We start from the raw sequence: 26941 nt of genomic DNA, 5'->3' as shown, positions 1-26941 counted from the left end.
GTTGRCTGTGACGTTCACTCGCCACCGCCCAGCGAGTGCACGAAGATCGCAAGCTGCTTGACCGTRGTATCACCAAGCCGTTCACCCCAGGCGGGCATGACCCCGTGTTTTGGCGACCGTATCTGCGCAACGATCCCCTGCTCGCCACTGGCCTTCAGCCAGATCGCGTCGGCCAGGTTGGGCGCGCCGAACTCGCGGTTGCCCTTGGCGTTCTCACCGTGGCACGAGGCGCAATTGTCGGCGAAAATCTGTTTACCGGGTTCTACGAGTGCCGGGTTGGAAGGCGTTCCTGTCAGGCTGACGACATAGGCGGCGACCTCGCGGATTTCCTCGGACTTGAGGATATCGCCGAAGGCCGGCATTTCCGACAGGCGCGTATCGGGATCGTCGGCAAAACGAATGCCGTGCTTTACCGTCGTATAGATATCCTCGACGCTGCCTCCCCACATCCAGTCATCGTCGTTGAGGTTGGGGTATCCCTGCCCGCCTTCCGCACCCGAACCGTGACACTGGATGCAATTGACCTTGAAGGCGGCGGCACCGCCGGAAAGGGCAAATTGCCTTAGCGTCGGATCGGCCTCAATCTCGGCGAGCGAGGAACTGGCGATTCTGTCGGAATAGACGCTCTGCGCCTGTTTGGCGTCCGCCATATCGGCGGCGATCTCGGAACGGCTGCTCCAGCCGAGCAACCCTTGCGTTGCGCCATTGATCAGCGGCCATGCCGGATAGGCGATGGTATAGCCGATGGCCCAGAGGATCGTGAAGTAGAAGGTCCAGACCCACCAGCGCGGCATCGGATTGTTAAGCTCGCGAATACCGTCCCATTCATGGCCGGTGGTTTCGACGCCGCTGATGTCATCAATGTGTTTTTCGGACATATCCTAGTCCTCCTTAAGCGGAATGCTGGCGGCGTCGTCCGCAGCTTTTTTCGATCCGGGACGAAGGGTGAAAACGACGACGCCGGCGAAGAACAGGGTCATGGCAAGCAGGCCCCAGCTATCGGCGAAGTGGCGCATGGCCGTGTAGGTTTCCATCGTGTCGCCTCCTCACCGATATCCGGCGGCATCGTCATAGGTCGAGAAATCGACCAGCGTGCCGAGCATCTGCAGATAGGCAACCAGCGCATCCATTTCGGTAAGCTTGGCTGGATCGCCATCGAAATCGCCGACTTTCGCCTTCGGATAGCGCGCCAGAAGCTCGGTCGTATCGGCGTTCGGATCGGCCTGCGCGTGAAGATCAGCCGCKGATTTCTCGATCATCTCGTCGCTATAGGGCACGCCAACGGYGCGGTTRGCCTTCAGCTCCATCGAGATATCCGTAATCTTCAACGGCGTGGTTTTAAGGAACGCGTAGGACGGCATGATCGATTCCGGCACGACGGAGCGCGGATCGGCCAGATGCTGCACGTGCCATYCATTCGAATAGCGGTCGCCYACGCGTGCGAGGTCCGGCCCCGTGCGCTTGGAACCCCACTGGAACGGGTGGTCGTACATGGATTCCGCCGCCAGGCTRTARTGCCCGTAACGCTCCACCTCGTCGCGGAACGGCCGGATCATCTGGCTGTGGCAGACATAACATCCCTCGCGGATGTAGATGTTGCGCCCGGCCAGTTCCAGCGGCGAGTAGGGCCGCATGCCCTCCACCTTCTCGATGGTGTTTTCGAGATAGAAAAGCGGCGCGATTTCCACGATACCGCCGATTGAGACGACGAGCAGCGAGCCGACCAAAAGCAGWGTGGCGTTGCGTTCGATGACGCCGTGTTTGTCGAGTATGGACATCGGCCTCTCCTTATTCAGCGGGCTGCAGCGAAGGTGCGGCGTCATTGCGGACGCCCTCCTCGCGTTGACGACCGAGGATGGTCATGGTGACGTTGTAGGCCATGATCAGCGCGCCACTGAGGAACATCAGGCCACCCAGCGCACGCATCACGTAATAGGGGAACAGCGCTGCGACCGATTCCGCGAAGGAATAGACGAGGAAACCCTGAGTATCGTATTCGCGCCACATCAAGGCCTGCTGGATGCCGGCCACCCACATCACGGCGGCGTAGATGACGATGCCGATCGTGGCGAGCCAGAAGTGCCACTTGACCAGTTGCAGGCTGTAGAGACGATCCCTGCCCCACAGTTTCGGCGTCAGATAATAGATGGCACCGAAGGTGATCATGCCGTTCCAGCCGAGAGCGCCGGAATGCACGTGGCCGATGGTCCAGTCGGTATAGTGGCTGAGCGAGTTGACAGCCTTGATCGACATCATCGGACCTTCGAAGGTCGCCATGCCGTAGAAGGCCACCGCCATTACCATCATACGAACGATGGGATCGGTGCGGATTTTGTCCCATGCGCCCGAAAGCGTCATCAGGCCGTTGATCATGCCRCCCCASGASGGCATCCACAGCATGATCGAGAACACCATGCCGAGCGTCTGCGCCCAGTCCGGCARCGCCGTATAGTGCAGATGGTGCGGACCGGCCCAGATATACATGAAGATCAAAGCCCAGAAGTGGATGATCGACAGACGGTAGGAATAGACCGGGCGGTTCACCTGCTTGGGAATGAAATAATACATCATGCCGAGRAAGCCGGCGGTRAGGAAAAAGCCGACGGCGTTATGGCCGTACCACCATTGCGTCAGCGCATCCTGCACGCCCGAGAAAGCKGAGTAGCTCTTGACGCCGAGGAACGACACCGGAATGGCGAGGTTGTTGACGATATGAAGCATGGCGATCGTCACGATGAAGCTCAGATAGAACCAGTTTGCCACATAGATATGCGGCTCCTTGCGCGTGAGGATCGTGCCGAGAAATGCAAGGAGATAGGCGACCCAGACGATCGTCAGCCAGATATCGACATACCATTCCGGCTCGGCATATTCGCGGCCCTGCGTGATACCAAGCAGATAGCCAGTGGCAGCCATGACGATGAAGAGGTTGTAGCCCCAGAACACGAACCAGCCGAGATTGCCGCCGAACAGGCGCGCGCGACAGGTTCTCTGCACCACGTAAAATGACGTGGCAATCAGCGCATTTCCCCCGAAAGCGAAGATCACCGCGGAGGTGTGCAGCGGCCGCATCCGGCCGAAATTGAAATAGGGCGCGATGTTGAGATCGGGAAAGGCAAGCTGAAGCGCCACCACGACCCCGACCAGAAACCCGACCACGCCCCAGAACACGGTAGCGACGACGCCGTATTTCACGACCTCATCGAAATATTCGGATTTCAGCCGGGCGCGCCCGGCCTGATCGACAGGCGCGAAAGAAACACGGCGCAGCAGAAGCACCGTGCTGACCAGAAGCGTAAAGAACAGCACCCACATATGGGCGGCGAAAAGACTGTCGTGAGCGAAAGCAGCCCCGAGCAGCGCGAGAAAAGCCCCAAGGGCCACGATCGCGGTTTCTAACGTGTAATTCATTGTTGGTTTCCCCCAACGTGCAAGCAGACCGACGAAAGGCTTGGCGCGCGCTTTACGAAGCGGAAACGGGCCTTTGCGTCGGTTGGAGCATTGCCACCGGCGTGGGGAAGCCACCTTGATCCAGATCAAGAAAGAGAAGCTGTCGCAGCACCGGCAAAACCGAGCCGGGATTTGGCGATAAAAAGTACATAGAAACTGAAAGAACGGACGCCGACGCGCGACACCGGCTTTATAGGGCTTGCGTCAGCCCTTCATTTTCAGCGGCAGCCCGGCTGCGACGAAATAGACTTCATCGACGATGGCCGCGACGCGCTGGTGTAACCTTCCGGCGTGATCGCGGAATTCGCGCGCCATGCGGTTTTCCGGCACGATGCCAAGGCCGACCTCGTTAGAGACGAGAATCAGTTTCGCCTTGGTGGACGCGATTGCCGCTGCCAGCGTGGCGAACGCCGTCTCGATATCGGCGTTCTCCATCATCAGATTGGTGAGCCACAATGTCAGGCAGTCGATAAGGATGACATTGTCCGGCGCATCCAGCCGCGCGAGCACGGCAGCGATATCAACGGGCGCCTCGTGTGTCGTCCACTCCTCGCCGCGCCGGGCCTGATGATGGCCGATGCGATCGCGCATCTCGTCATCCCATGCCCGGCCGGTGGCCAGATAATGCAGGTGCCCGTCGGCTTTGCCCGCAAGGTCCTCGGCAAAACGGGACTTGCCGGAGCGCGCGCCGCCTAGAATGAAAACGGAGCGGTTTTTATCTGTCATGAAGAACCTGGAAGAAAAGAATAAGACGGACCGGCATCATTGCGGTGTCGCAAGCCAGAGACAGCCGTACATGAAGGGAACGATTCGTAGAAAAAGGCGTCCCCCGGTTACTCATGCCGGACTGCCGATGATACCGGGTCGGAGACGACAAAACCTGTCCGCACGATGCGGGACATTGACAGCCTTGGCAACTCCGGATGCCGGAAACACCGGTCCTGACAAAAAGCTAGGTGCGAACGGTCATTCTGTCAATCGGCGAGCGGTGTCGGCGATAAATCAAGCGGAACCGGTACGCAAAACCTTGACCCGGAACCGGCAGACCTTTCCGTCCGCGACGGGATTGATAAAGCCACTTGGTTACCGGAACGTTAGCAGAAAACGAAATGACGAAGCTGCAACGCGGCGGGAGAATGTTCGCCCATGGAGGCCGCTGCCATTGCCTTGCCATGGCCTTCAAATCAATATGGCCGTGAAGATTCGCAAACAGCAAGGTGACCTGCCCGTGATGACCGTCATGGACTATATCTCGATCGTCGTTTTTATCGTGTTATGGGCCACCTATACCCACCTCACGACGGGAACGACGCTGTTTTCGCGAACCAGCCTCAATCAGGCCATGGCGGAGCGTCGACGCGACTGGATTTACAATTCTCTCAAACGCGACTTGAAGATGATCGACACGCAGATCATGGCGGGTTTGCAGAATGGTACCGCTTTTTTCGCGTCTACCTCGATCTTTGCCATCGGCGGCTGCTTTGCTCTTCTGGGGGCGACAGATCGGGTCGAAACCGTGTTTCGCGACCTGCCCTTCGTGCAATATGCCGGGCGCACGGCCTTCGAACTGAAGGTCATGGGGCTAACCTGCCTTTTCGGCTACTCGTTTTTCAAGTTCGGCTGGTCCTACCGCCTGTTCAATTATTGCACGATCCTGTTCGGTGCCATACCAATGGTCCATGATGTCAACGCGGATCGCGACGCTGCCGAGCGTGCCGCTGAAAACGTCATAAAGATGAACATCATCGCTGCTAAGAACTTCAATGATGGGCTGCGGACGATCTTCCTGTCGATCGGTTATCTCGGCTGGTTCATCAGCCCCTATGTCTTCATCGCAAGCACGGTCATCATCATAGTGGCGCTGTTGCGCCGCCAGTTCTTCTCCGAGGCACGCCGCGCCATCATGGACAGGCCCGGGCCTTGAAATAGCCTTACTTCACGGGCCAAGCCCTTGAGTAGACAACGGCTTCAGACAGCTGAAACAGCAGGAATTATGGAAACAGAAACAGCTGCAATCGACACCCGCCGCAAAGGCCGCATGGGCGGTCTCGATACACTGCGCGGGCTGGCGCTCATCGCCATGGCGTCTTACCACTTCACATGGAATCTGGAGTATTTCGGCTATCTGGAGCCGGGTACGGCAACCACCGGCCTGTGGAAGCTTTATGCGCGCGCCATTGCCAGCTCGTTCCTGTTCCTCGCCGGTTTCAGCCTGTTTCTCGCCCATGGCAAAGCCATAAACTGGCCGTCCTTCGGCAAGCGTTTTGCAATGGTGGCGGGCTCGGCGCTGCTCATCACCATCGCCACCTATGTCGCCTTTCCGGATAGCTTCATCTTTTTCGGAATCCTGCACAACATAGCCGCTGCAAGCCTTGTCGGGCTGCTGTTCCTGCGGGCACCCCCGCTGGTGACGCTGCTTTTCGCGACTCTTGCCTTTGCGCTGCCGCAATACGTCCAGTCGGATTTTTTCAACAGCAAATGGCTGGCATGGGTCGGTTTCTCCACCATGCCGCCGCGCTCGAACGATTATGTGCCGCTTTTGCCGTGGCTTGCGCCCTTTCTTGCCGGACTTGCGGTTTCGCAATTCGTCACACCGCGCAGCTGGCTGGACCGCTTTCGCAACCCAAGCTCCCCCCGCAATCTGATAGCAACAGCGGGCCGTCACAGCCTTGCGTTTTACCTAATCCACCAGCCGGCGCTGATTGGCCTCGTCTACGCGGTATCACTTGTGGCACCGCCTCCTCCTGTCGACCAGGTGGAGCTTTACAAATCGAGCTGTGAAAAAAGCTGCGTCCAGCAGGCTAACGGCCAGGAATTGTGCCAACGTTTCTGCGGCTGCACGCTTGAAAAGCTGCAAGCGGAAAGCCTGTTTGACATCATGATGGAAGGCAAGCTCAGTGCSGAGCAGCAGACGAARGTCAGCGACGTGGCGCAACAGTGCACGGTTGAGGCGCAGTAAAGGACGACACACGTCAATCCACGCTCGGCGTCATTCTCAGGCTTGACCCGAGGATCTATCCACGTCGCGTAAAATCAAAAGGATGACGGAGTGAGAGGTTTTCCTCTCCGCGGGAAATCCAGGGCCATCACGTCAAGCGCGACGGCGGGAAACCTGCATCARGTCCCTACGCCGATTTCGGCAAGGCGCGTGAGGCAGGCCTCTTCGACATTGTCGAGTTCAGCCAGCGTCTCTTCGATGTCCTTGCGCTTTTGCCTGAGATCGGCGCGCTTCTCATCGACCTTCTTCATCAGAAGCACAAGCTGGCCTGATTCGCCCGGCGGCTCCTTGTAGACGTGAATGATCTCACGAATTTCTGCGATCGTGAAACCGATACGGCGGCCGCGCAGGATTTCCTGAATGAGACGCCGATCCGCAGACCTGAAAAGCCTCGTACGCCCGCGTCGCTCAGGGTGAATGAGGCCCTCATCCTCGTAGAATCGCAAGGTGCGGGTGGAAACACCGAATTCGCGCGTCAGTTCGGTTATGCTATAATACTTGTCCAAGGGCCTATCCGATTCATAACCGGACAATTATTATTTGACCTTCACGTAAAAGTCAATTTTCCTGCCGCTTTCGCCTGTTTGGGCCTATCCCGAAATACCGTACCACCACGTAGCGATGCCCAGAAACGAAAAAAAGCCGACAATGTCCGTTACCGCTGTCACGAAGACAGCAGAGGAAACGGCGGGGTCTGCCCCGAACCTGTCGAGAACCAGCGGAATGAGAATGCCTGCCAGCGCCGCCGCCAGCATGTTGAGACACATGGCGGCAGCAATGATGCCGCCGATATGGACATCCTGGAACCAAACGCCTGCAACGATGCCGATGGCACAGCCGAACAACAACCCGTTCAGGATGCCAACGCCCGCTTCACGCCTGATAATGCGGGCAGCGTTGTGAATATCTAGGCTTTTGGTAGCCAGCGCCCGCACGGACACGGTCATGGTCTGCGATCCGGCATTGCCGCCCATGCCGGCAACCGTCGGCATCAAAATCGCCAGCGCAATGATCTGCTGGATCGTCGCATCGAAAAGGCTGATGACGGAGGCAGACAGAAAGGCGGTAAGGAGGTTGACCGCAAGCCACGGCACACGTGAGCGCGAGGTGCTGGTGATGCTGTCAGACAGTTCTTCGTCGCCCACACCGCCAAGGCGCAGCAAATCCTCTTCGGCTTCTTCCTGAATGACGTCGACCACGTCATCGATGGTGAGCACGCCAACCAGACGGCCGTTGTTGTCCACCACGGCGGCGGATAGAAGGTCGTATTGTTCGAAAAGTTGCGCCGCTTCTTCCTGGTCCATTTCGGCCGGAATGGAGTGGTTGGTCTCGTGCATGATCGTTTCGATCTTCACCTGACGCTTGGCGCGCAGCACCTTGTCGAGATCGAGAGCGCCGACAAGCTTGAACGTGGGGTCGATGACGAAGATCTGCGTGAAGGAATCCGGTAGCTCCTCCTCCTCACGCAGATAATCAATGGTCTGCCCCACGGTCCAGAACGGCGGTACGGCAACGAATTCCGTCTGCATGCGACGGCCGGCAGAGCTTTCCGGATAATCCAGCGCCCGCATCAGCCGCACCCGTTCGGTGAACGGAAGTTGCGAGAGGATGTCCTCGCGGTCCTCGTCGTCGAGATCCTCGAGAATGTAGACAGCGTCGTCCGAATCCAGCTCGCCAATACCGGCAGCGATCTGCTCGTTCGACATCTGGTCGACGATATCGAGACGGATGCCTTCATCCACCTCGGTCAGCGCCGTCATGTCAAAATCGGAACCCARCAACCGCACGAGCGCGTGGCGCTGCTCCGGCATGATGGACTCCAGCACGTCGCCGAGTTCAGACTCATGCAGTCGCGCCACATTCTTGCGCAGGAAAAGCAGATCGCGGTCGGCAATCGCCGCCCCCACCATCGCCAGAAAGTCGGAGCGGACAGAGCCGTCCTCGGCGTAGATATCGGAGGGTGCCTCTGTCGGTTTCAACTCTTCGGGCGCGAGAAGATCGTCGTCACGGTCTGTCATCTGGCGTCCCCTTCTTTAAATGCCGCAGTGCACGAATTTGCAGGCAGAATGGCGTTAAAAAGTATATTGTCAACAACCGGATAGGTGAAAAACAACGGGCTTCGGAACTGCGACGAAAATGTCATGGACTGCCCTTTCGCAAGACCATGATTGAAGAGCGCAGCACTCCATGATGATGCAGCGGCAGGCAGTGCACCTCAATCCGCACAACGTCCGGAAAGCCCTTGCCGTTCCGTCGGAACCGGTAAGATAGAGATTGACATATGTCGCCCATAGACGATTCTGAAAGAGCTTTTTTTATATATGATTGGCCGTTGCCAAACGGTAAGTATCCCTGGGCGGCYAGGAAAATTTCAGGAAAATCACGACAATGAGCAAGACAGATTTCATCGGCAAGGCTTCCGCCGCCGCAGGTGGCTGGGGCGCGCTTAAAAGCGTTGGCAAACGGCTGATGGAATCCGGCGCGCCGATTTCCGGCGCACGCACGCTGCTGAAGGCAAACCAGCCGGATGGATTCGATTGCCCGGGCTGCGCATGGGGCGATCCGGAGCATGGCTCCTCCTTCGAATTCTGCGAAAACGGCGTCAAGGCGGTCGCATGGGAAGCGACGGAAGCCCGGGTGCCGCCGGATTTTTTCGCCACCCGCACCGTCTCCGAACTGCGCGGCTGGTCTGACTACGATCTGGAAAAACAGGGCCGCCTCACCCACCCGATGCGTTACGACCGGGCGAGCGACAAATATCTGCCGGTCTCCTGGGACGACGCCTTTGCCGAAATCGGCGGCGTTCTCAATAGCCTCGACAGCCCGGACAGGGCGGAATTCTACACATCCGGCCGCGCCTCCAACGAGGCAGCCTTCATCTATCAATTGATGGTTCGGCTTTACGGCACGAACAATTTTCCCGACTGCTCCAACATGTGCCATGAGGCAAGCGGTGTCGGCCTGAAAGCCTCGATCGGCGTCGGCAAGGGCACGGTGCTCCTGGAAGACTTCGAGCAGGCAGACGCGATCTTCGTAATCGGCCAAAATCCCGGCACGAACCACCCGCGCATGCTGGGCGACCTGCGCCGGGCAGCGCTTCGCGGCGCGAAAATCGTCGTCCTCAATCCAATCAAGGAAAAGGGGCTGGAGCGCTTCGCCGATCCGCAGGACAAGATCGAGATGATCACCGGCGGCAACACCAAGATCGCCACCAACTATTACCAGCCCCGGCAAGGCGGCGACATGGCGGTGGTGCGCGGCATGAGCAAGGCGATCTTTGCAGCCGACGATGCCGCAAGGACTGCCGGAGAATCTGCCATCATCGATTACGACTTCATCGCGGAACATGCGGTCGAGTTCGAGGCTTATCGTGATGCCGTCGAGGCGACCAGCTGGGAAAGCATTCTCGACCAGTCCGGCCTCACCCGCGCAGAAATCGAAGATGCCGCCTGCATCTACATGAATGCCGGCTCCGTCATCGCCACCTGGGCCATGGGCGTCACCCAGCATCGCCACTCCGTCATCATGGTTCGCGAAATCACCAATTTCATGTTGCTGCGCGGCAATATCGGCCGCCCCGGTGCCGGTCTTTGCCCGGTACGCGGCCATTCCAACGTTCAGGGTGAYCGCACSGTCGGTATCGATGARAAAGCGCCGCCGGCGCTGCTAGACGCACTGGAAAAAGAACTCGGCGTCGCCATGCCGCGCAAACCCGGCCACAACACCGTGGAGGCCGTAGCCGCCATGCTGGCTGGCGAGGCGCAAACCTTCATCGCGCTCGGCGGCAACTTCATGCGGGCAACGCCCGACAGTCCGCTGATCGTCAAGGCTTTTGAAAATCAGAAACTGACGGTCAACATCGCCACCAAGCTCAACCATTCGCATCTGGTGCCGGGCGAAATCTCCTTCGTGCTGCCCTGCCTTGGCCGAACGGAAATCGACCGTAATTCTGCCGGCAAGCCGCAGATCGTCACGGTCGAGGATTCCATGAGCATGGTGCATGGTTCCGGCGGCATCAATCCGCCTGCCTCGGAGGAACTACGCTCCGAAGTTGCCATCGTTGCCGGCATTGCGCAAGCGACCCTTGGCAATGCGCAGGTCGACTGGAAAGCGCTTGCCGAGGATTACGATCTCATCCGAGACATGATTGAGCGGGTCATCCCCGGTTTCGACAATTTCAACGAACGCGTCCGCGTGCCGCGCGGTTTTCGCCTGCGCAACACGGCCTCCGAACGGGAATGGAACACGCCGGCAAAAAAGGCCGTCTTTTATAGCGGCCCGCTTCCCGAACAGACCGAGCATCAGCAGGCGCTCACGGGCGACAATCTTTTCGTGCTGCAGACATTCCGCAGCCACGACCAATACAACACCACGATTTACGGCATGGACGACCGTTATCGCGGTGTTTATGGCGAACGCCAGGTCATCTTCATGAATCCTGCGGATATGGAAGCGCTGGGCGCCCACTCCCGCCAGCGGGTCGATGTCATCGGCGAATATGGCGATGGCGTGGAGCGGATCGCCCAAAATTTCCGGTTGGTCCCCTACAATATTCCGCGCGGCAGTGTCGGCGGATATTATCCCGAACTGAACGTGCTGGTGCCGCTGTCAAGCTATGGCGAAGGCAGCTTTACGCCAACGTCGAAATCGGTACTCGTCTCCTTCCGCCTGCTTCCCGGTTCCGCCTCTTGAACAGGATGGCTTGATGGGTGAGRAACAATCTGCAGCGGCTTTCATGGCAGCGGTGGAGCAGATCGTGCAAGGATCGTCRCAGGCGCTTTCGGCCACGGGCGCGGCRATYCTTCTGGCCATCAATATGGATATCGCCACCGACAGCCGCAGCATCGCCAATCGGCTGGGGCTTGCGCATGCCCTCGTCCTGCGCGAAATCTCCGCCCTGTCACCGCGCTTTGTGCGGGTGACGAAACGCGACGCCCGCACCCAGCGCAGTTGGCTGGAGGTCACAGCGGAGGGACAGGCGCTCGCCGCGCTATCCTCTCAAACCTGAAACGAACGGAGCATTCCTTGGCAATCAGGCCGATCCTGCCCTACCCCCATGCCGGTCTTTCMGAGATTTGCGCGCCGGTCACTGTTTTTGACGACCACCTGCAAAATCTGGTCACGGACCTGATCGACACCATGCGCGCCGCCCCCGGCGTCGGCATCACCGCGGCTCACATCGGTGTAAAACAGCGCGTCTTCGTGCTTGAGCTGACRCCGGGAACCGTGTTGACATACATCAATCCCGAAATCGTCAGTCACTCCGCGCAGACCATGCGGCATGTGGAAGGCAGCGTCTCAATGCCGGGCTTCACCGAAGAGGTGGAACGTCCATCTGAGGTCGAGGTGAGGTTTCAGGACGTAACGGGCGTGGAACATCGAGAAAGCGCCAAGGGATTTCACGCCATCTGCATCCAGCAYGAGATCGACCAGCTGGATGGTGTGTTCTGGCTGAAGCGYCTGTCGAAGCTGAAACGCGACCGGCTKGTGAAGAAATGGGAAAAATCCCGAAAGCCRTGACGATCAGCTAGCGATCGAAAGAGCAAAGTCCGCGTCGCCCTTCAAAGTGTTGCTGACGGTGCAGATATCTTCGGCCGCATGGGCAATTGCGGCGCGCGTCGCCTCATCGAAACTCCCGGCAATCTCCATCCTGATATCGAAACGRATGATGCGATAGGGCTCCTGCGCGGATTTCTCACCGGAAACGTCAACGAGCACGCTCTCGAAGCCGTCCAGCAACCCCATGCGGCTCGCCGCAATCCGGGCGCTGAGCGCCAGGCATGCCGCAAGCGAYGAATAAAGGAGGTCGATYGGATTGAAGCCCGGTTCAGAGACACCCGTMACAATTTCCAGGGCGCCGCCGGTCACTGTCGAAATCAKTGGGCGACCAAGCCGCCCGACCTTGGCGGTGGCGCCAACCGGCCTCAACTTCACCTTTCCACCTTCTATCATTCAAATATTCCTAATTTAATCGCGTGCAACCAATCGCATGGAACCAAAACCTGTCTGGCGCTTTTTACTCACACAACGGTGAACGACCGTTGAACCTTTATTATACAGGGAGCTGGGACCTATGGTTACATCTACGCTCGTCAGCATTCTGATCACCTTCCTGGTGATCGTGCTCGTCTTGTGGCTCATCGCACGACTGCCCGTCGGCGGCGGCGCGAAACAGATCGCGCAAGTCATCGTCATCATCATCGGCATTATTTCGCTGCTGAAATATCTCGCCGTCTTCTGATATCACGGTAGCGTGCGAACAGAAAAAGGCGGCGAAAGCCGCCTCTTTTTTTGCGCCATTTTTCATGACACTCGATAGCTATTGGCGTGGCTCGAACTGGTAGGTTTTTTTGAGAGTGATATCACGAACGCTGCCGAGACCAAGAAACGGCGTATTTTCAGCATCGAAAATCGCCCTGCCCTTCGCCACGATCCAGCGGATGGAACCATCGGGCAGATGCACCTTGTAGCGCTGGTCGAAAAACACGCCGGTAGTGATGCTTTCGAAAATTGCCCGCGCCACCTGATCGCGCATTTCCACATCTATTCTTTCGAGAATATCCTCAATCGACACACCTCGCGATGCCACCGCTTCGGAAAAGCCATGACACTCCGCGGTGACGGTGTCCATGATCAACCTRTTGTCGGAAATGCTCCACATATAATAGCCGAGCGCATTGTCTGAATCCGCCTTGTCCCCCTGCACGAAAACCTCCAGACCTTTTTTTCTGACAAACGCTAACATCAGACCTCTAATATTCCACCCCTTGTTTTGAGGGGGTATTTAACCGGCTACTACAACGTGTATCGATATCCACCGAAATTTAATGGCGCCTGATCCGGATGCCGGTTTCGAAAGCACGATAATTTCCAAAAAAAGCGTCGCAAAGCCAACCGCTTGCACCTACATGACTGCAAGATGAAATGTCGAAGGATGCTCATATGCTGCGAACCGCTCTTACTTTTGGGTTGCTGTCGGCAACTGTCTTTCTAGCTGGCTGCCAGACGTGGCAAAGCCCCTATCGCGGAAACGAATGGCGGATGGACCAGGTCATGGATGGCGACCCCTACCGGGTCGGTGACGGCAATCGCGCGGGGAGACGCTAAGCCGCAAAAATCTCATCCGAATGGCGGCAAGATCGATAATCTGACGCCCTGAAATTTTACAGCCCGGGCTGCCGAGACGAAACAAGTCGAAGTCGCCCGAGGCGTATCTAATCGACGTAACTRCTTCTTCTTTTTTKGGGAGGRGCAAAGCCAAACAATTGGCARAAAAAGAAAAAACCCGCCGAAGCGGGTTTCTTTGGTGCGGTCGAGAAGACTCGAACTTCCACGGGTTGCCCCACAGCGACCTCAACGCTGCGCGTCTACCAATTCCGCCACGACCGCATCGTGGTAGGCGTCGACTTGCGCCGACGGGGGTGCATGTAGCAAAAGGATTTTGGGTGCACAAGAGCGTCGTGACAGTTTTTTGAAATTAAAAATCGGCCCGGCCCACCCTATATGCAGGAAGCCCGGAAATGCTGGGGTTGCAGCCTTCTCTTCATTTTGCGAGAAGGCTGTGGAAAGGACTTTTTCATGCTTACACGCACGGATATCGAGACAAATATGCTGCCCGTTCCCGGCTCGCCGCCTGTTCGCTGGCGAATCTCGGAAGGTCTCGTGCCTTACGAACTGGCTATAGAAGAGATGGAACGCGAAGTTGCCGCCATAGCCAATGGCGAGGCCGACGAACTCGTGTGGCTTCTGGAGCACCCGCCACTCTACACGGCAGGCACCAGTGCCGATGTTGCCGACCTGATCGAGCCGGAGCGTTTTCCGGTCTTCGCCACCGGTCGCGGTGGCGAATATACCTATCACGGGCCGGGACAGCGCGTCGTTTACGTCATGCTCGACCTGAAACGCCGGCGCCAGGATGTCCGCGCCTATGTTGCCGCGCTGGAGAATGTCATCATCCGCACGCTCGACAAGATGAATGTCCGTGGCGAACGGCGCGAAGACCGGGTTGGCGTCTGGGTCAGGCGTCCGGAAAAACCCCTGCTTCCCGATGGTAGCATGGCCGAGGACAAGATCGCCGCGCTCGGCATCCGGTTGCGCAAATGGGTGAGCTTTCACGGGCTGTCGATCAATGTCGATCCCGACCTCGCGCATTTTTCCGGCATCGTTCCCTGCGGCATCAGCGCCTATGGCGTGACCAGCCTTGTCGATCTTGGATTGCCGGTTATGATCGGCGATGTCGATGTTCTGCTGCGAGAAGCCTTTGAGGAGGTCTTTGGCCCGGCAGTGCCCGAAGCCGGCTCCGGCGGCTGAAACCCGCCGCAACTTTTTTATCGCCTGCCAGTGCATGCAATATCGATCACCACAAGAGGAGGAACGACAATGTTCACAACGTCAGCCTATGCCTGCGATGACGGTTCTTCGCCGATGAAGCTCGCGACCATCAAGCGTCGCGATCCCGGCCCGCGCGATGTCGAAATCGAAATCGAGTTCTGTGGCGTCTGCCACTCCGATATCCATACGGCCCGCAGCGAATGGCCGGGTTCTCTCTACCCCTGCGTCCCCGGCCACGAAATCATCGGCCGCGTCGGTCGGGTGGGCGCGCAGGTCACGAAATTCAAGGCGGGTGACCGCGTCGGCGTCGGCTGTATCGTCGACAGCTGCCGTGAATGCGCAAGCTGCGCCGAAGGGCTGGAGCAATATTGCGAAAACGGCATGACCGGCACCTATAACTCGCCTGACAAGGCCATGGGCGGCGGCGCACATACGCTTGGTGGTTATTCTGCCCATGTGGTCGTCGATGATCGCTATGTGCTGCGGATCCCCGAAGGGCTCGATCCAGCAGCCGCAGCACCCCTGCTCTGCGCCGGCATAACCACCTATTCGCCGCTGCGGCACTGGAATGCAGGTCCCGGCAAGCGTATCGGCGTCGTCGGTCTCGGTGGCCTCGGCCATATGGCAGTCAAGATCGCCAATGCCATGGGCGCTACGGTCGTGATGATCACCACCTCCCCCGGCAAGGCAGAAGACGCGAAAAAGCTCGGTGCCCATGAGGTGATCGTTTCACGCGATGCCGACCAGATGAAGAAAGCGGCTTCCAGCCTCGATCTTATCATCGACGCGGTTGCCGCCGACCACGACATCAACGCCTATCTTGCGTTGCTGAAGCGGGATGGCGCACTGGTGCAGGTCGGAGCGCCTGAGAAGCCGCTATCGGTGCACGCATTCAGCCTCATCCCCGGCCGCAAGACCTTCGCCGGCTCGATGATTGGCGGCATTCCCGAAACCCAGGAAATGCTGGATTTCTGCGCCGAAAAAGGCATCGCCGCCGAAATCGAGATGATCAATATCGATCAGATCAATGAGGCTTATGAACGCATGATAAAAAGCGATGTGCGTTATCGCTTCGTCATTGATATGAAGAGCCTGCCACGCCAGAAGGCCGCCTGACCTCGTCGAGGGGGAGCGCCCTCTGGCGCTCCCGTTTCCTCGTCGGACCTTTTGGTTGAAAGCGCAGCCCTACCCATGACCAGCCAGACCGGTTTGAACGATGTCGCCAAGGGCATGATGATCATGGCGGGCTGCATGTTCGTGCTGCCCGTCATGGATGCCATCGCCAAATACATGGCGGTGAGCGGCGGAATGTCACCGGCGCAGGTCACTTTCTACCGCTTCTTTTTCCAGCTTCTGTGCACCCTGCCCCTGCTGCTGCTGGTCTCACCCAAAGCGCTGTTCAGCGCCAGACGACCGTGGATGAACTGCCTGCGCGGCGTGCTGCATGCCAGTGCCAGCCTGATGTTCTTCGCCGCCGTCAAATACATGCCACTTGCCGATGTCTTTGCCATCTATTTCGTCGAGCCATTCATGCTGACGATGATGTCGGCCCTCTTCCTYGGCGACAGGGTCGGCTGGAAACGCTGGACAGCGATTGCGGTGGGTTTCGGCGGCGCTCTGATCGTCATTCAGCCGAGTTTTGAGATTTTCGGCTGGACATCGCTCCTGCCCGTCGCCTGCGCATTTCTCTACACGCTCTACCTGTTCCTTAACCGCGCCATCGGCGATGCCGACAGTCCGCTTGTCATGCAGACCATGTCCGGCATTGCCGGCACGGTGTTCATGGCGGCAGCCCTTCTGGCCGGCGACGCCTACGGTGACAAGGATTTCGCGATCTCGCTTCCGCAATCCGGCTTCACCCTCACCCTGCTCATCGTGTTAGGGTCGATATCCGGCTATATGCATCTCCTGATCGTCAGGGCCTTCAGGCTGGCGCCGCTGTCGCTTCTGGCACCATTCCAGTATTTCGAAATCATCTCGGCGACGGTTCTCGGTTATGCGCTGTTTTCGGATTTTCCGACGCCATCGAAATGGCTCGGCATCCTCATCATCGTTGCATCCGGCCTTTTCATCATCTGGCGCGAGCGTGTGCAGACGGAAGCGAACCCGCCGCTCGACGGACAATGACGCCCAGAACGCTTTCAGGCGCCCGAGGGCTGCGGTCCTTCGTCGTGATGGTCCTGCGCCTCCACAAGGCTACCGAGCAGCCACAGCGAAACCTCGGCGGCCTCTCCGGCGGATTTGAAGCGGTATGAGCCGCTATATTTCGGCGTATCGAAAAACGTGACGACGAAACCGTCACCGCTTTCCAGACTCTCGACCCTTATCCGCTCGGGATCGATCATCAGGCACACATAATGGGATCCCATATTGCGCATGAAGCCGGCCTTGTTGTCGTGCAGCCGCACGAAGGCTGCGCCGCCATCCACCGTCATATGCAGGCTTCTGATCGCCTCGGTGGGAAACGCGCGGGCAAAATCCATGATCGCCTGCCCCACATCGTGGTTATTGTCCTCATCCGTTGCCCGTGTCATGCGCCAGGCATAAACAGCGAAGACCGCAAGCAGCACGAAAACGATTATCCAGACCGCCATATTCATGCGGGAAGGCTCCCTCAGCACCGAAACATCGCGATTCGCGAATCGAAACGATGCGAACCCGGCTCAAGCTCTTAAACACCGAGGCTTGCGTGAAGTGTGGCTCTCCGGCCTCGACGCGAAAATTGCTCCGATCTGTCTGCGCGATGTGCAGGTCGAGCAATCAGAAACGCTTGAGGAAAGACGCCTTTGCCAGCAGCCATTGCCGGCGAAGCTGCGACAGTTGCACTTCGCCTTCAAACACGCCCGCTCCCGCCTTTCTGGCAGCGGCGATGACCGGGCCGGACAAGGCAACGGGAAGATAGGCCGCAAAGACATTCCGGGACATCTTGGCGCGTCTCGCCTTCTCGATGTGATCAAGCGCGTGCGTTGCAAAAATCTCGATGGCGATGCTGATGCGTTGTTTGTCGTCGCCTTCCAGAAACGTCTCGCGATCAAGCCCGGCAGCCGCGAGCATATCCGCGGGAATATAGACCTGCCCACGACGACGGTGCAGCGGCATCAGCATTAGAATGCCGGCCATGGCCTGCGCAACGCCCGCATGTCCCGCAGCTTCCGCACTTGCTGGAGTGTCTTCCGGCGAAAGCACAAGGCTAGCCAGCTGGATCAGTGCCGAGGCGGTCTCCCCCGCATAGCCTTCGAGCGCGTTACGATCCACGAACAGATCGTCATAAAGATCGAAGATGCGCGCCTCGATCATATTGGCAAGAACCGGTCGCGGCAGGCGATATTGCTCGATCGCCAACAAAAGAGCGGCAGCAACGGGGTGAGACTGGCTGTCCCCATGCGCATTGCCATCAAGGAGATCGCGCCACCATTGCATRCGAACTTCGCCAGGCAGCGCCTCGCGCACGGAATCGCGGATTCGGGCRATTTCGGCATTGAAGGCGTAAAGCGCGGCAAGCGCTGCGCGCTTGTCGGCCGGAGACAGAAGGCACGCGAGATAGCGGTCGCGATCGGTGTCGCGCAGCGTCGCGAGGCAGACGTCTAGATTCTCTGTGGGTGCCATGTTTCCCCGCGCGAAACGTCCTGTCAGCCTTCGACGGCAATCAGCGCCGCAGCCACGGCGCGCGATTCCGAAAGCATGATATTATAGGTGCGCACGGCAGCACCCGTGCTCATCGGATCGACCGAAATGCCCGCTTGCCTGAAGGCTTCGCGCAATTCCTTCGGCAAGACCCGCATGCCATCACCCGTGCCGATCAAAAGCACCTCGATATCCTGCGCATCAGCCAGAACCTTGTCGAAATGCTCAAGCGTCAATTCTTTCRCATCAACCGGGCTCCAGCCGTGAATGCCGGAAGGCAACAACAGGAGAGAGCCGCGGTGCGACATGTCGGCGAAACGGAAACCGCCATTGCCATAGGCATCGATGGGCGCCCGGCCGGGAAAATGGGCCGGGCGTATTTCAATCCCGCCGGCCATCAGACGGCAGGCTTGCCGCCGATGGCATTGCCGGACTTCTCATCCTTCTCATCTTCCGCATCCTTGCTGTCGGGACGCAGCTTGAAGGCGATCAGCACCGGAGCCGCGATATAGACCGAGGAGAACACGCCGATACCGACGCCGAACAACATGGCGAAGGTGAAGGAACGRATGACCTCGCCACCGAACAGATACAGTGCCAGCAGTGCCAGAAGCACGGTCAGACCGGTAAGGATCGTGCGCGAAAGGGTCTGGTTCAGCGATACGTCGATGATCATCGAAAGTGGCATCTTCTTGTATCGCCGGAGGTTTTCACGGACACGGTCGTAGATGACCACCGTATCGTTCAGCGAATAACCGATGATCGTCAGGATCGCCGCGATACTGGTCAGGTTGAACTCTATACCCAGGAAGACGAACAGGCCGATGGTGAAGACCACGTCGTGCACCATCGAGATGACCGCACCCAGTGCAAACTGCCACTCGAAGCGAACCCAGATGTAGATCATGATCGCCGCCATGGCGAGCACAACGCCGATCGTGGAGGTCACGGTCAGGTCACCGGACACGGCCGGACCAACGACTTCCACGCGACGGAAATCATACTTGTCCTGCAACTCGCCGCGCACCAGGGTGATTGCCGACTGCTCGGCATTTTCGCCGCCGTCCTGCGCCTGTATGCGGATGAGAACGTCCTGCGGCGTGCCGAAATTCTGTGCCTGGATTTCACCGAGGTTCAGCTGGTTCAGACGCTCGCGAATATCTGCGAGATCGGCCTCACCCTGCTTGGCGCGCACTTCGATAACCGAGCCGCCCTGGAAATCGATGCCGAGGTTCAGGCCCTTGGCGACGAAGCCGCCGACGCAGGCGAGCATGATCACACCGGTGATCATGAAAACCACACGGCGATAACGCATGAACGGAATGTCGCGACCGTCGAACATGGCGGTGCGTACACCCTTCGGCAGATGTTTCGGACGGCTGCGGCGAACCCAGTAGCCAAACATCCAGGCCGTCAGCGTATAGGCCGTGAAGACGGTGGTGATGATACCGACCGCAAGCGTGACGGCAAAGCCCTTGACCGGACCCGTGCCCATGTAGAACAGCACGCTTGCAACGATCAGCGTCGTCAGGTTGGCGTCGATAATGGTCGCAAAGGCGCGTGTGAAACCATTATCCAGTGACTGGATCAGCGGTTTTCCGCTCTTCACCTCTTCGCGTATTCGCTCGTAGATCAGAACGTTGGAGTCCACCGCCATACCGATCGTCAAGACGATACCSGCAATACCGGGCAAGGTGAGCGTAGATCCGATCACACTGAGGACGGCGATCAGCATGACCACGTTGACRATGAGGGCGATGTTCGCAAGCAGGCCGAAGAAGCCATAAAAGACGAACATGAAGATSAGGACGCCGACRGCGCCGATGGCGCTTGCCGTGAGGCCGGCGGTGATGGAGTCGTTACCAAGGCTCGGACCGACGGTGCGTTCCTCAACCACGGTCAGCGTGGCCGGAAGTGCGCCCGCACGCAACAGGACTGCAAGGTCGTTGGCGCCCTGAACCGAGAAACTRCCGGAAATCTGTCCCGAACCGCCGATGATCGGCTCACGGATGACAGGTGCRGAAATGACCTGATTGTCGAGCACGATGGCGAAAGGCTTGCCGACATTCTGCTGCGTCGCCTGCGCAAAGCGCTGCGCACCGCGGCTGTCGAAACGGAAGGTGACGACGGGTTCGTTGGTCTGCTGGTTGAAGCTTGCCTGMGCATCGACGAGRTTGTCGCCGGAAACGAGCGCGCGGCGTTCCACCAGATAGGGAACAGGCGGATCGTCCTGCGAATAAAGAACCTCTGAGGTCGCGGGCGGACGGCCATTCATCGCTTCCTGCACCGGCATGGTGGTATCGACCATGCGGAAGGACAGCTTTGCCGTCTGGTTGAGAAGCGATTTCAGGCGCTGCGGATCCTGGAGGCCCGGCACCTGTACGATGATGCGGTCGGAACCCTGACGCTGGATGAGAGGTTCGGTGGTGCCGACTTCGTCAACACGGCGGCGCACGACTTCGATGGACTGCGACACGGCCGAGGACAGGCGATAATCCACGCCTTCATCGGTCAGGTTGAGCCGCAGCAGATTGTCGCCGCCGTCGTTCATCGTCACTTCTGTGATGGAACCGCCGACCAGCGTTCCGGCGGACACCGGCTGCGTCAGGTCGCGAAGCGCGGTTTTCGCCGCTTCATACTGAGCGGGATCGCTGATGCGAACCTGGATCTGCTGGCCGTTGCCCGTAAGCCCCGAATAGCGGATGTTGGCGTCGCGAAGCTGCGTGCGCACGTCACCCACGATCGTTTCAAGCCGTTCCTTGACGATGTCGGAACGCTCGATCTTGAGCATGATGTGGGAGCCGCCCTGAAGGTCGAGACCGAGCGTTACCTTGTTGTCCTTGTACCAGGCAGGCATGCCCTCCAGCTGTTTGTCCGAAAACAGGTTGGGAGATGCGATGAAGACGCTTGCCAGCACAAGCAACCAGATAAAGACTGTTTTCCAACGGGAAAAATGAAGCATTTCGATCTCGGTCAGGGTTGGGGTTGCGCGACGCGCAACCCGTCAAATTCGGAAGCGGACGTTCAATTATCCAGCAGGATCAGGAAGCGGCTTCCGTCTTGACCACTTCGCCCTTCACGCGCACTTCGGCAATGTAAGCACGAGCGGCACGGATTTTCACGCCTTCGGCGATTTCGACTTCGAGTTCATTGTCGTCGATGACCTTGGTCACCTTGCCAACGATGCCGCCACCAAGAACGACCTGATCGCCACGGCGAATATTGGTCAACGTTTCCTGACGCTTCTTCATCTGCGCGCGCTGCGGGCGAATGAGGAAAAAGTACCAGACCACCATAAGCGGTGCAAACAGGAAAAGCATCTCAAGGCCGGAACCGAATGCAGACGCGCCGCCCGCCGTGTCCTGGGCAAAAGCTTGACTAATGAACATATAAAACTCCTCAACGATTACAGCACGACCTCGTATGCCGCCCCAGCTTTCAAGCCGCCGGAATATAGTGGGGAACGCCGGGAATGCAACAGATGCAGAAGCCACGCCGTACCGATTCCGGACCTCTTAACCTTTATGGGCCTGAAACGCCATGCTAGGCCGGGTTGAAAACATCGTTATGAACATCGGATAAGCGGAAGAAACACCATGATTCGAGAAGAGACGGCCACCCTGCTTCTTGCCGAACTGCGCCGGCTTAACGTCGCCATGGAACGGTTGGCAGGCCCGGCACCTGCCGTGAACGACTGGAATGCGGCGGATTGCTTTGTCTGGACGCCGGTCAATTCCTTTCTGCAGCCGGTCTCGCGTCCGAACCGCATTGCGCTGAAACTCATTCGCGGCGTCGATCATGTGCGCGATATCCTGCACGAGAACACGCTGCGTTTTGCCGATGGTTTTCCCGCCAACAACGTGCTGCTCTGGGGCGCACGCGGCATGGGCAAATCCTCGCTGGTGAAGGCCGTTCACGAAGATGTGCGCGCCGCAAGCGGCGTTCCGTTGAAGCTGGTCGAGGTGCATCGCGAAGATATCCACACCCTGCCCGCCTTGCTGGATATATTGAAAGCTTCCGGCGAACGCGTCATCGTCTTCTGCGACGACCTCTCCTTCGATCACGACGACACGGCCTACAAGTCGCTGAAGGCAGCACTCGATGGCGGCATAGAGGGGCGTCCGGACAATGTGCTGTTCTATGCCACGTCCAACCGYCGTCATCTTCTGCCGCGCCACATGATGGAGAACGAGCAATCGACCGCCATCAAYCCTTCGGAAGCTGTTGAGGAAAAGGTCTCGCTCTCGGACCGCTTCGGCCTGTGGCTCGGCTTCCACAAATGCGGCCAGGAAGACTATCTGACAATGATTGACAGCTATGCCGAACATTTCGACCTCGGCCTTGATCGCGAAACCCTGCATCACGAGGCGCTGGAATGGGCGACCACGCGCGGCGGCCGCTCCGGTCGCGTCGCCTGGCAATATATTCAGGATGCCGCCGGGCGCCTGAGAAAATCGATCGACAGATAACGCCACCGTGACATCTGGCGAGAGCCGGTGTCGTTGCGGCTATAGGCGTTGTCGTATTCCCGACCGCCACATCGCCCGCCAAATGGTTTGCTGCACATATTCGGCGTAATGCCGGGTATCTGCGGCGGGCGGTGATCAAGAGGCAGGCGACGTTTGTCCAGACGCGCCGATTGTTCTTCTTTCCATCCCTTCGCCGATTGAGATTCCACGCGAGCCGCATACGGGTCCGCGCATGAGTTTTGACGATATCCTGTCTGCGGAGGAGCGGGCCGGTATTGGTGTTCAACCCAAGGAGGAGATGGATATGAGCAAAAACAGAGGCGTCGTCTATTTGCGCCCCGGCCAGGTCGAGGTCCGCGACATCGATGACCCGAAGCTGGAGGCGCCGGATGGCCGCCGTATCGAGCACGGTGTCATTCTCAAGGTTATTTCCACGAATATCTGCGGTTCGGACCAGCATATGGTGCGCGGCCGCACCTCGGCGATGCCCGGCCTCGTCCTTGGCCATGAGATCACCGGCGAAGTCATTGAAAAAGGCGTCGACGTCGAGATGCTTGATATCGGCGATATCGTCTCGGTGCCGTTCAACGTCGCCTGCGGTCGCTGCCGCTGCTGCAAGTCGCAGGATACCGGTGTGTGCCTGACGGTGAACCCCGCCCGTGCCGGCGGCGCCTACGGTTATGTCGATATGGGAGGCTGGATCGGCGGACAGGCCAGATACGTGACCATTCCCTATGCCGACTTCAACCTTCTGAAATTTCCCGACCGCGACAGGGCAATGTCCAAGATCCGCGACCTYACCATGCTCTCGGACATCCTGCCGACCGGCTTTCATGGCGCGGTCAAGGCCGGCGTCGGTGTCGGCTCCACGGTCTATGTCGCGGGCGCCGGTCCGGTCGGTCTGGCGGCTGCCGCGTCTGCCCGTATTCTCGGTGCCGCCGTCGTCATGATCGGTGACTTCAACAAGGATCGCCTTGCGCACGCCGCCAAGGTCGGCTTCGAGCCCGTCGATCTTTCCAAGGGTGACCGGTTGGGCGACATGATTGCCGAGATCGTCGGCACAAACGAGGTCGACAGCGCCATCGATGCCGTCGGTTTCGAAGCGCGTGGCCATTCGGGCGGCGAACAGCCGGCCATCGTTCTCAACCAGATGATGGAAATTACCCGTGCCGCCGGCTCGATCGGCATTCCCGGCCTTTACGTCACCGAAGATCCAGGTGCGGTCGATGCCGCAGCAAAACAGGGCAGCCTGTCGCTTCGCTTCGGCCTCGGTTGGGCCAAGGCACAATCTTTCCATACCGGCCAGACGCCGGTGCTGAAATACAATCGCCAGCTCATGCAGTCGATCCTGCATGACCGCCTGCCCATTGCCGACATCGTCAACGCCAAGATCATCGCACTCGACGACGCCGTACAGGGATATGAAAGCTTCGACCAGGGTGCCGCAACCAAGTTCGTGCTCGATCCGCACGGCGATCTGCTGAAGTCGGCCTGATAACGGCGGCTTAAGACCCGCGAGATGGGAAACGCCCGCGACAGATATTGTCGCGGGCGTTTTTGCCTGCAACATTGTCACCATCAGGTGAAATCATGCATCAACTTCAAGCATCGCCTCCAGCTCGGAGGTGGCCAATGGTGAGAGATAGGGTCGAAACAGGCTGGACACCTGCCGAAGTCCCCAGTCCAGTTGCTGCGGCCCGAATTCGGTGACCCCTTCCTGAAGGTTGAGATAAGCCGCCCAATAGGTCGAGACGATCCATAGATTGGTAAGAAGGGCCGCCCGCTCGGTTTCTGGAATCTCTGCAAGCCCTGCCCTCTCCATCCGGCTGACGATATCATCAACGGCAAGTCGCATTGCCGCGCTTATGCCGCGAACCGGCTCCACCAGCGCAGGCGCGGAGGAAAGAAGGCCGACAAAATCACGAAACAGGAAGCGGTAGTTCCACACCAGCGAAAACCAGAGCCGCAGAAAGCCAGCATATGTCGATGCGGCAACTTCGTCCTCTTCGTCGATCTTTGCGACAACCGCCAGTGCGTCGGTCTCGAACAGGGCAAACAGCGCCAGCACCAATGCCTCCTTGGTGCGGAAATGATAATAAAGATTACCCTCGTTGATATTCACTGCCCTTGCGATCTCGGCTGTGGTTACGTGATCAGGCCCCCTCTCGTTAAATAGTTGGAGTGCGGCAGCGATTATTCTCTGTCGTGTGGGGGAAGGACGCCCCGTCGATCGTCCGCCCTCGCTTTTCTTCATTGATATCGGACCCCGCTATTGAAACCTAAGGTGCACACCTTAAATGAATATAATAAGGTACACACCTTAACAAATAAATTTGAGTGTTCAACGCGAATAAAGGACCTGTCCATGCCCGGAACCGACCTTCGCACCCCGCTCCCGGATACATCCGCTGCGGCACCCGTATCGAAATTCGCCACAGCACGTTTGGCCCTCTCACTCATCCGCAATCCGCTGAACGCATTGCCACCGGAGATTTTCAACGAACCGGCGGTGTTTATCCGTGTCGGCGGTACGATGCGCGTCCATCTTGCCGATCCTGYMCTTATTCATGAGGCCCTCGTCAAGAACGCCCATCTGCTCGGCAAGGGTGAGGACGTGCGCCGCGCGCTTGGCCCCGCTCTCGGACAGGGCCTTCTGACCGCCGATGGCGATCACTGGAAATGGCAACGGCAATCGGTTGCCGCCGCCTTTCGGCACGAAAAGCTGCTGGAACTGCTGCCCGTCATGATCGAGGCGGCGGAGCGAACCGGCAGGCGCTGGCGCGCATCTCCTTTCGGTGACATCGATATCGGCCATGAAATGATGCGGACCACCTTCGACATCATCGTTGAGACCATGATGTCCGGCGGCCACGGGATCGATATCGGGCGCGTGGAGCAAAGCATCACCGACTATCTGAAACCGACAGGCTGGACCTTCGCGCTCGCCATGCTGGGCGCACCGGAATGGCTCCCCCACCCCGGTCGGCGCAAGGCCCGGGCCGCTGTCCGTTATCTGCGCTCCAGCCTGTCGACTGTGATTGCGGACCGGCGGCGGAACCCCGTCGAGAGACACGATCTGGTGTCCATGCTACTTCAGGCGAAGGACCCGGAGACGGGACGCACGATGAGCGACAAGGAAATCATCGACAATCTGCTCACCTTCATCACCGCCGGTCACGAAACGACTGCGCTCGGTCTGGCATGGACGTTCAATCTGCTGTCGCAACACAGCGACGTGGAGCGGAAAGTCGTTGAGGAAATCGCAGCCGTCACGGGTGCAAATCCCGTCGCCGCAGAGCACATCGCCCAACTGACCTATACCAGACAGGTATTTTCCGAGGCGATGCGGCTTTACCCACCTGCCCCGGTSGTYACCCGCACGGCGTTGCAGGATTTCAAGCTCGGCGACCATGATATTCCTGCCGGAACCGTTCTTTATGTGCCGATCTACGCTGTCCACCGGCACACGGCGCTGTGGGACGAACCGGAACGTTTCGACCCTTCCCGCTTCGAGCCGGAAAAGACCAAGGCGCGTCACCGTTACGCCTATATGCCCTTCGGTGCAGGTCCGCGTGTCTGCATCGGCAACGCATTTGCGATGATGGAGGCCGTGTCGATCCTGGCGGTGCTGTTGCAGAACGTCCATCTCGAAAACAGATCGGCAAGTCCGGCAGAGCCACTGATGAGGGTGACGTTGCGGCCGCAAAGCCGCCTGATGATGCGTATCACCGACCGCAAAAACAAATCGCCCGCGGCGTGAACCACCGCGGGCGACTATTAATCCGGGAAAACACCCGTCACCGGGCAGTGACGATCAAAGATCGACGTCGAGGATTGCCATGGAGAAGTTGTACGAGCGGTCGCCGTCCTCGTCATCGATGTAGACAACGCCAAGGAACTCTTCGCCAAGATACACTTCGGCGGAATCGTCCTTACGGGGACGCGCCTTCACAACCATCTTTTCATTGAAGGTGCGCTTGAAATAGGCGTCGAGTTTTTTGATTTCGTCGGCTTTCACCACTATTCTCCTGTGCGGTTCGGGTTGCGCCGCTTTTGGCATGGGACAAAG

The 26941-nt window shown here is 58.6% G+C and carries 28 protein-coding genes and 1 tRNA gene; 12 read left to right on the top strand and 17 right to left on the bottom strand.

Annotated elements, in window-relative coordinates:
• Positions 1–14 precede the first annotated feature (14 nt).
• The 5 genes from ccoP to cobU form a co-directional block, all read right to left on the bottom strand.
• The gene (ccoP, locus tag AB4Z23_RS12850) at positions 15–878 is read right to left on the bottom strand and encodes a cytochrome-c oxidase, cbb3-type subunit III (protein ID WP_003515305.1); all 864 of its coding nucleotides are present in this window, start codon (positions 876–878) and stop codon (positions 15–17) included.
• A gap of 3 nt (positions 879–881) precedes the next feature.
• On the bottom strand, positions 882–1034 hold the full coding sequence (locus tag AB4Z23_RS12845; protein ID WP_003502810.1) for a CcoQ/FixQ family Cbb3-type cytochrome c oxidase assembly chaperone: 153 nt from the start codon (positions 1032–1034) through the stop codon (positions 882–884).
• Between the two features lie 12 nt (positions 1035–1046).
• Positions 1047–1778, bottom strand: a complete 732-nt coding sequence (gene ccoO / locus AB4Z23_RS12840; RefSeq protein ID WP_441360246.1) for a cytochrome-c oxidase, cbb3-type subunit II — start codon at positions 1776–1778, stop codon at positions 1047–1049.
• A gap of 10 nt (positions 1779–1788) precedes the next feature.
• Entirely contained in the window at positions 1789–3411 is a 1623-nt protein-coding gene (gene ccoN / locus AB4Z23_RS12835; protein WP_441360245.1) for a cytochrome-c oxidase, cbb3-type subunit I, read from the bottom strand.
• Between the two features lie 243 nt (positions 3412–3654).
• Positions 3655–4176 carry a bifunctional adenosylcobinamide kinase/adenosylcobinamide-phosphate guanylyltransferase gene (gene cobU, locus AB4Z23_RS12830; protein WP_421476702.1) on the bottom strand — a complete coding sequence of 174 codons (522 nt, stop codon included), beginning with the start codon at positions 4174–4176 and terminating at the stop codon, positions 3655–3657.
• A gap of 505 nt (positions 4177–4681) precedes the next feature.
• Here cobU and AB4Z23_RS12825 point away from each other — a divergent pair.
• Both AB4Z23_RS12825 and AB4Z23_RS12820 read left to right on the top strand, forming a co-directional pair.
• Positions 4682–5374 carry a DUF599 domain-containing protein gene (locus AB4Z23_RS12825; protein WP_013636176.1) on the top strand — a complete coding sequence of 231 codons (693 nt, stop codon included), beginning with the start codon at positions 4682–4684 and terminating at the stop codon, positions 5372–5374.
• Between the two features lie 69 nt (positions 5375–5443).
• A complete protein-coding gene (locus AB4Z23_RS12820) occupies positions 5444–6409 on the top strand; it encodes a heparan-alpha-glucosaminide N-acetyltransferase (RefSeq protein ID WP_421476700.1) in 966 nt (321 codons plus the stop codon).
• 158 nt (positions 6410–6567) lie between these two features.
• Here AB4Z23_RS12820 and AB4Z23_RS12815 read toward each other — a convergent pair whose 3' ends face one another.
• Both AB4Z23_RS12815 and mgtE read right to left on the bottom strand, forming a co-directional pair.
• The gene (locus tag AB4Z23_RS12815) at positions 6568–6954 is read right to left on the bottom strand and encodes a MerR family transcriptional regulator (protein WP_003515319.1); all 387 of its coding nucleotides are present in this window, start codon (positions 6952–6954) and stop codon (positions 6568–6570) included.
• 84 nt (positions 6955–7038) lie between these two features.
• A complete protein-coding gene (mgtE, locus tag AB4Z23_RS12810) occupies positions 7039–8466 on the bottom strand; it encodes a magnesium transporter (RefSeq protein ID WP_013636179.1) in 1428 nt (475 codons plus the stop codon).
• A gap of 370 nt (positions 8467–8836) precedes the next feature.
• Between mgtE and AB4Z23_RS12805 the strand changes: the two genes are divergently transcribed.
• Genes AB4Z23_RS12805 through AB4Z23_RS12795 form a run of 3 tightly spaced genes read left to right on the top strand, consistent with a single transcriptional unit; the run spans position 8837 to position 11968 of the window.
• A complete protein-coding gene (locus tag AB4Z23_RS12805; RefSeq protein ID WP_065661550.1) occupies positions 8837–11140 on the top strand; it encodes an FdhF/YdeP family oxidoreductase in 2304 nt (767 codons plus the stop codon).
• 13 nt (positions 11141–11153) lie between these two features.
• The gene (locus AB4Z23_RS12800) at positions 11154–11456 is read left to right on the top strand and encodes a hypothetical protein (RefSeq protein WP_441360244.1); all 303 of its coding nucleotides are present in this window, start codon (positions 11154–11156) and stop codon (positions 11454–11456) included.
• 17 nt (positions 11457–11473) lie between these two features.
• Entirely contained in the window at positions 11474–11968 is a 495-nt protein-coding gene (locus AB4Z23_RS12795) for a peptide deformylase (RefSeq protein WP_111790250.1), read from the top strand.
• Positions 11969–11971: 3 nt separating this feature from the next.
• Here the strand turns inward: AB4Z23_RS12795 and AB4Z23_RS12790 are convergent, their stop codons facing one another.
• The gene (locus AB4Z23_RS12790; protein ID WP_441360243.1) at positions 11972–12400 is read right to left on the bottom strand and encodes an OsmC family protein; all 429 of its coding nucleotides are present in this window, start codon (positions 12398–12400) and stop codon (positions 11972–11974) included.
• A 121-nt stretch (positions 12401–12521) separates the two neighbouring features.
• On the opposite strand from AB4Z23_RS12790, the gene AB4Z23_RS12785 reads away from it, so the two are divergent.
• On the top strand, positions 12522–12689 hold the full coding sequence (locus AB4Z23_RS12785) for a Thivi_2564 family membrane protein (protein WP_003502827.1): 168 nt from the start codon (positions 12522–12524) through the stop codon (positions 12687–12689).
• 78 nt (positions 12690–12767) lie between these two features.
• Here AB4Z23_RS12785 and AB4Z23_RS12780 read toward each other — a convergent pair whose 3' ends face one another.
• On the bottom strand, positions 12768–13193 hold the full coding sequence (locus AB4Z23_RS12780; protein ID WP_003515332.1) for a PAS domain-containing protein: 426 nt from the start codon (positions 13191–13193) through the stop codon (positions 12768–12770).
• Between the two features lie 559 nt (positions 13194–13752).
• Positions 13753–13837 (bottom strand) — tRNA-Leu (locus AB4Z23_RS12775).
• 189 nt (positions 13838–14026) lie between these two features.
• Between AB4Z23_RS12775 and lipB the strand changes: the two genes are divergently transcribed.
• The 3 genes from lipB (at position 14027) to AB4Z23_RS12760 (ending at position 16906) form a co-directional block, all read left to right on the top strand.
• Positions 14027–14758, top strand: a complete 732-nt coding sequence (gene lipB / locus AB4Z23_RS12770; RefSeq protein ID WP_003515336.1) for a lipoyl(octanoyl) transferase LipB — start codon at positions 14027–14029, stop codon at positions 14756–14758.
• 69 nt (positions 14759–14827) lie between these two features.
• Positions 14828–15895 (top strand): NAD(P)-dependent alcohol dehydrogenase, encoded by a 1068-nt coding sequence (locus AB4Z23_RS12765; RefSeq protein WP_003515339.1) that lies wholly within the window; start codon positions 14828–14830, stop codon positions 15893–15895.
• Positions 15896–15970: 75 nt separating this feature from the next.
• Complete coding sequence (locus AB4Z23_RS12760) at positions 15971–16906, top strand: DMT family transporter (RefSeq protein ID WP_038491061.1); 936 nt, start codon at positions 15971–15973, stop codon at positions 16904–16906.
• Between the two features lie 14 nt (positions 16907–16920).
• Here the strand turns inward: AB4Z23_RS12760 and AB4Z23_RS12755 are convergent, their stop codons facing one another.
• The 5 genes from AB4Z23_RS12755 to yajC form a co-directional block, all read right to left on the bottom strand.
• The gene (locus AB4Z23_RS12755; protein ID WP_003515343.1) at positions 16921–17379 is read right to left on the bottom strand and encodes a hypothetical protein; all 459 of its coding nucleotides are present in this window, start codon (positions 17377–17379) and stop codon (positions 16921–16923) included.
• A gap of 160 nt (positions 17380–17539) precedes the next feature.
• Positions 17540–18385, bottom strand: a complete 846-nt coding sequence (locus AB4Z23_RS12750) for a phytoene/squalene synthase family protein (RefSeq protein ID WP_421476695.1) — start codon at positions 18383–18385, stop codon at positions 17540–17542.
• A gap of 23 nt (positions 18386–18408) precedes the next feature.
• Positions 18409–18801, bottom strand: a complete 393-nt coding sequence (locus tag AB4Z23_RS12745; protein WP_441360242.1) for an Mth938-like domain-containing protein — start codon at positions 18799–18801, stop codon at positions 18409–18411.
• Positions 18801–21365: a protein translocase subunit SecDF gene (gene secDF, locus AB4Z23_RS12740; protein WP_003515348.1), complete on the bottom strand. Its 2565-nt coding sequence runs from the start codon at positions 21363–21365 to the stop codon at positions 18801–18803. The genes AB4Z23_RS12745 and secDF overlap by 1 nt, the downstream gene beginning before the upstream one ends.
• A gap of 79 nt (positions 21366–21444) precedes the next feature.
• Positions 21445–21792, bottom strand: a complete 348-nt coding sequence (yajC, locus tag AB4Z23_RS12735; RefSeq protein WP_003515350.1) for a preprotein translocase subunit YajC — start codon at positions 21790–21792, stop codon at positions 21445–21447.
• A gap of 207 nt (positions 21793–21999) precedes the next feature.
• On the opposite strand from yajC, the gene AB4Z23_RS12730 reads away from it, so the two are divergent.
• Positions 22000–22872, top strand: coding sequence for an ATP-binding protein (locus AB4Z23_RS12730; RefSeq protein ID WP_013636188.1), 873 nt, complete (start codon positions 22000–22002; stop codon positions 22870–22872).
• Between the two features lie 304 nt (positions 22873–23176).
• Complete coding sequence (gene fdhA, locus AB4Z23_RS12725; protein ID WP_025593503.1) at positions 23177–24367, top strand: formaldehyde dehydrogenase, glutathione-independent; 1191 nt, start codon at positions 23177–23179, stop codon at positions 24365–24367.
• A 93-nt stretch (positions 24368–24460) separates the two neighbouring features.
• Here fdhA and AB4Z23_RS12720 read toward each other — a convergent pair whose 3' ends face one another.
• Positions 24461–25126, bottom strand: coding sequence for a TetR/AcrR family transcriptional regulator (locus AB4Z23_RS12720; protein WP_075807472.1), 666 nt, complete (start codon positions 25124–25126; stop codon positions 24461–24463).
• A gap of 111 nt (positions 25127–25237) precedes the next feature.
• Here AB4Z23_RS12720 and AB4Z23_RS12715 point away from each other — a divergent pair, with 111 nt between their 5' ends.
• Complete coding sequence (locus AB4Z23_RS12715) at positions 25238–26632, top strand: cytochrome P450 (protein ID WP_441360241.1); 1395 nt, start codon at positions 25238–25240, stop codon at positions 26630–26632.
• 54 nt (positions 26633–26686) lie between these two features.
• On the opposite strand, the gene AB4Z23_RS12710 is transcribed toward AB4Z23_RS12715, so the two are convergent.
• On the bottom strand, positions 26687–26890 hold the full coding sequence (locus tag AB4Z23_RS12710; RefSeq protein WP_003515356.1) for a DUF3126 family protein: 204 nt from the start codon (positions 26888–26890) through the stop codon (positions 26687–26689).
• Positions 26891–26941: the final 51 nt, after the last annotated feature.

This window comes from Agrobacterium sp. MCAB5, assembly GCF_052114365.1.
GTDB lineage: Bacteria > Pseudomonadota > Alphaproteobacteria > Rhizobiales > Rhizobiaceae > Agrobacterium > Agrobacterium tumefaciens.
The sequence above is the reverse complement of the archived record's forward strand: the minus strand, read 5'-3'. Positions and strand labels throughout refer to the sequence as shown.

What these genes read in the sequence shown, in the direction of transcription:
- AB4Z23_RS12845 (WP_003502810.1), bottom strand. Translation starts at nt 1,034, where the DNA reads ATGGAAACCTACACGGCCATGCGCCACTTCGCCGATAGCTGGGGCCTG.
- cobU (WP_421476702.1), bottom strand. Translation starts at nt 4,176, where the DNA reads ATGACAGATAAAAACCGCTCCGTTTTCATTCTAGGCGGCGCGCGCTCC.
- AB4Z23_RS12825 (WP_013636176.1), top strand. Translation starts at nt 4,682, where the DNA reads ATGACCGTCATGGACTATATCTCGATCGTCGTTTTTATCGTGTTATGG.
- AB4Z23_RS12785 (WP_003502827.1), top strand. Translation starts at nt 12,522, where the DNA reads ATGGTTACATCTACGCTCGTCAGCATTCTGATCACCTTCCTGGTGATC.
- lipB (WP_003515336.1), top strand. Translation starts at nt 14,027, where the DNA reads ATGCTTACACGCACGGATATCGAGACAAATATGCTGCCCGTTCCCGGC.
- AB4Z23_RS12765 (WP_003515339.1), top strand. Translation starts at nt 14,828, where the DNA reads ATGTTCACAACGTCAGCCTATGCCTGCGATGACGGTTCTTCGCCGATG.
- AB4Z23_RS12755 (WP_003515343.1), bottom strand. Translation starts at nt 17,379, where the DNA reads ATGAATATGGCGGTCTGGATAATCGTTTTCGTGCTGCTTGCGGTCTTC.
- yajC (WP_003515350.1), bottom strand. Translation starts at nt 21,792, where the DNA reads ATGTTCATTAGTCAAGCTTTTGCCCAGGACACGGCGGGCGGCGCGTCT.
- AB4Z23_RS12720 (WP_075807472.1), bottom strand. Translation starts at nt 25,126, where the DNA reads ATGAAGAAAAGCGAGGGCGGACGATCGACGGGGCGTCCTTCCCCCACA.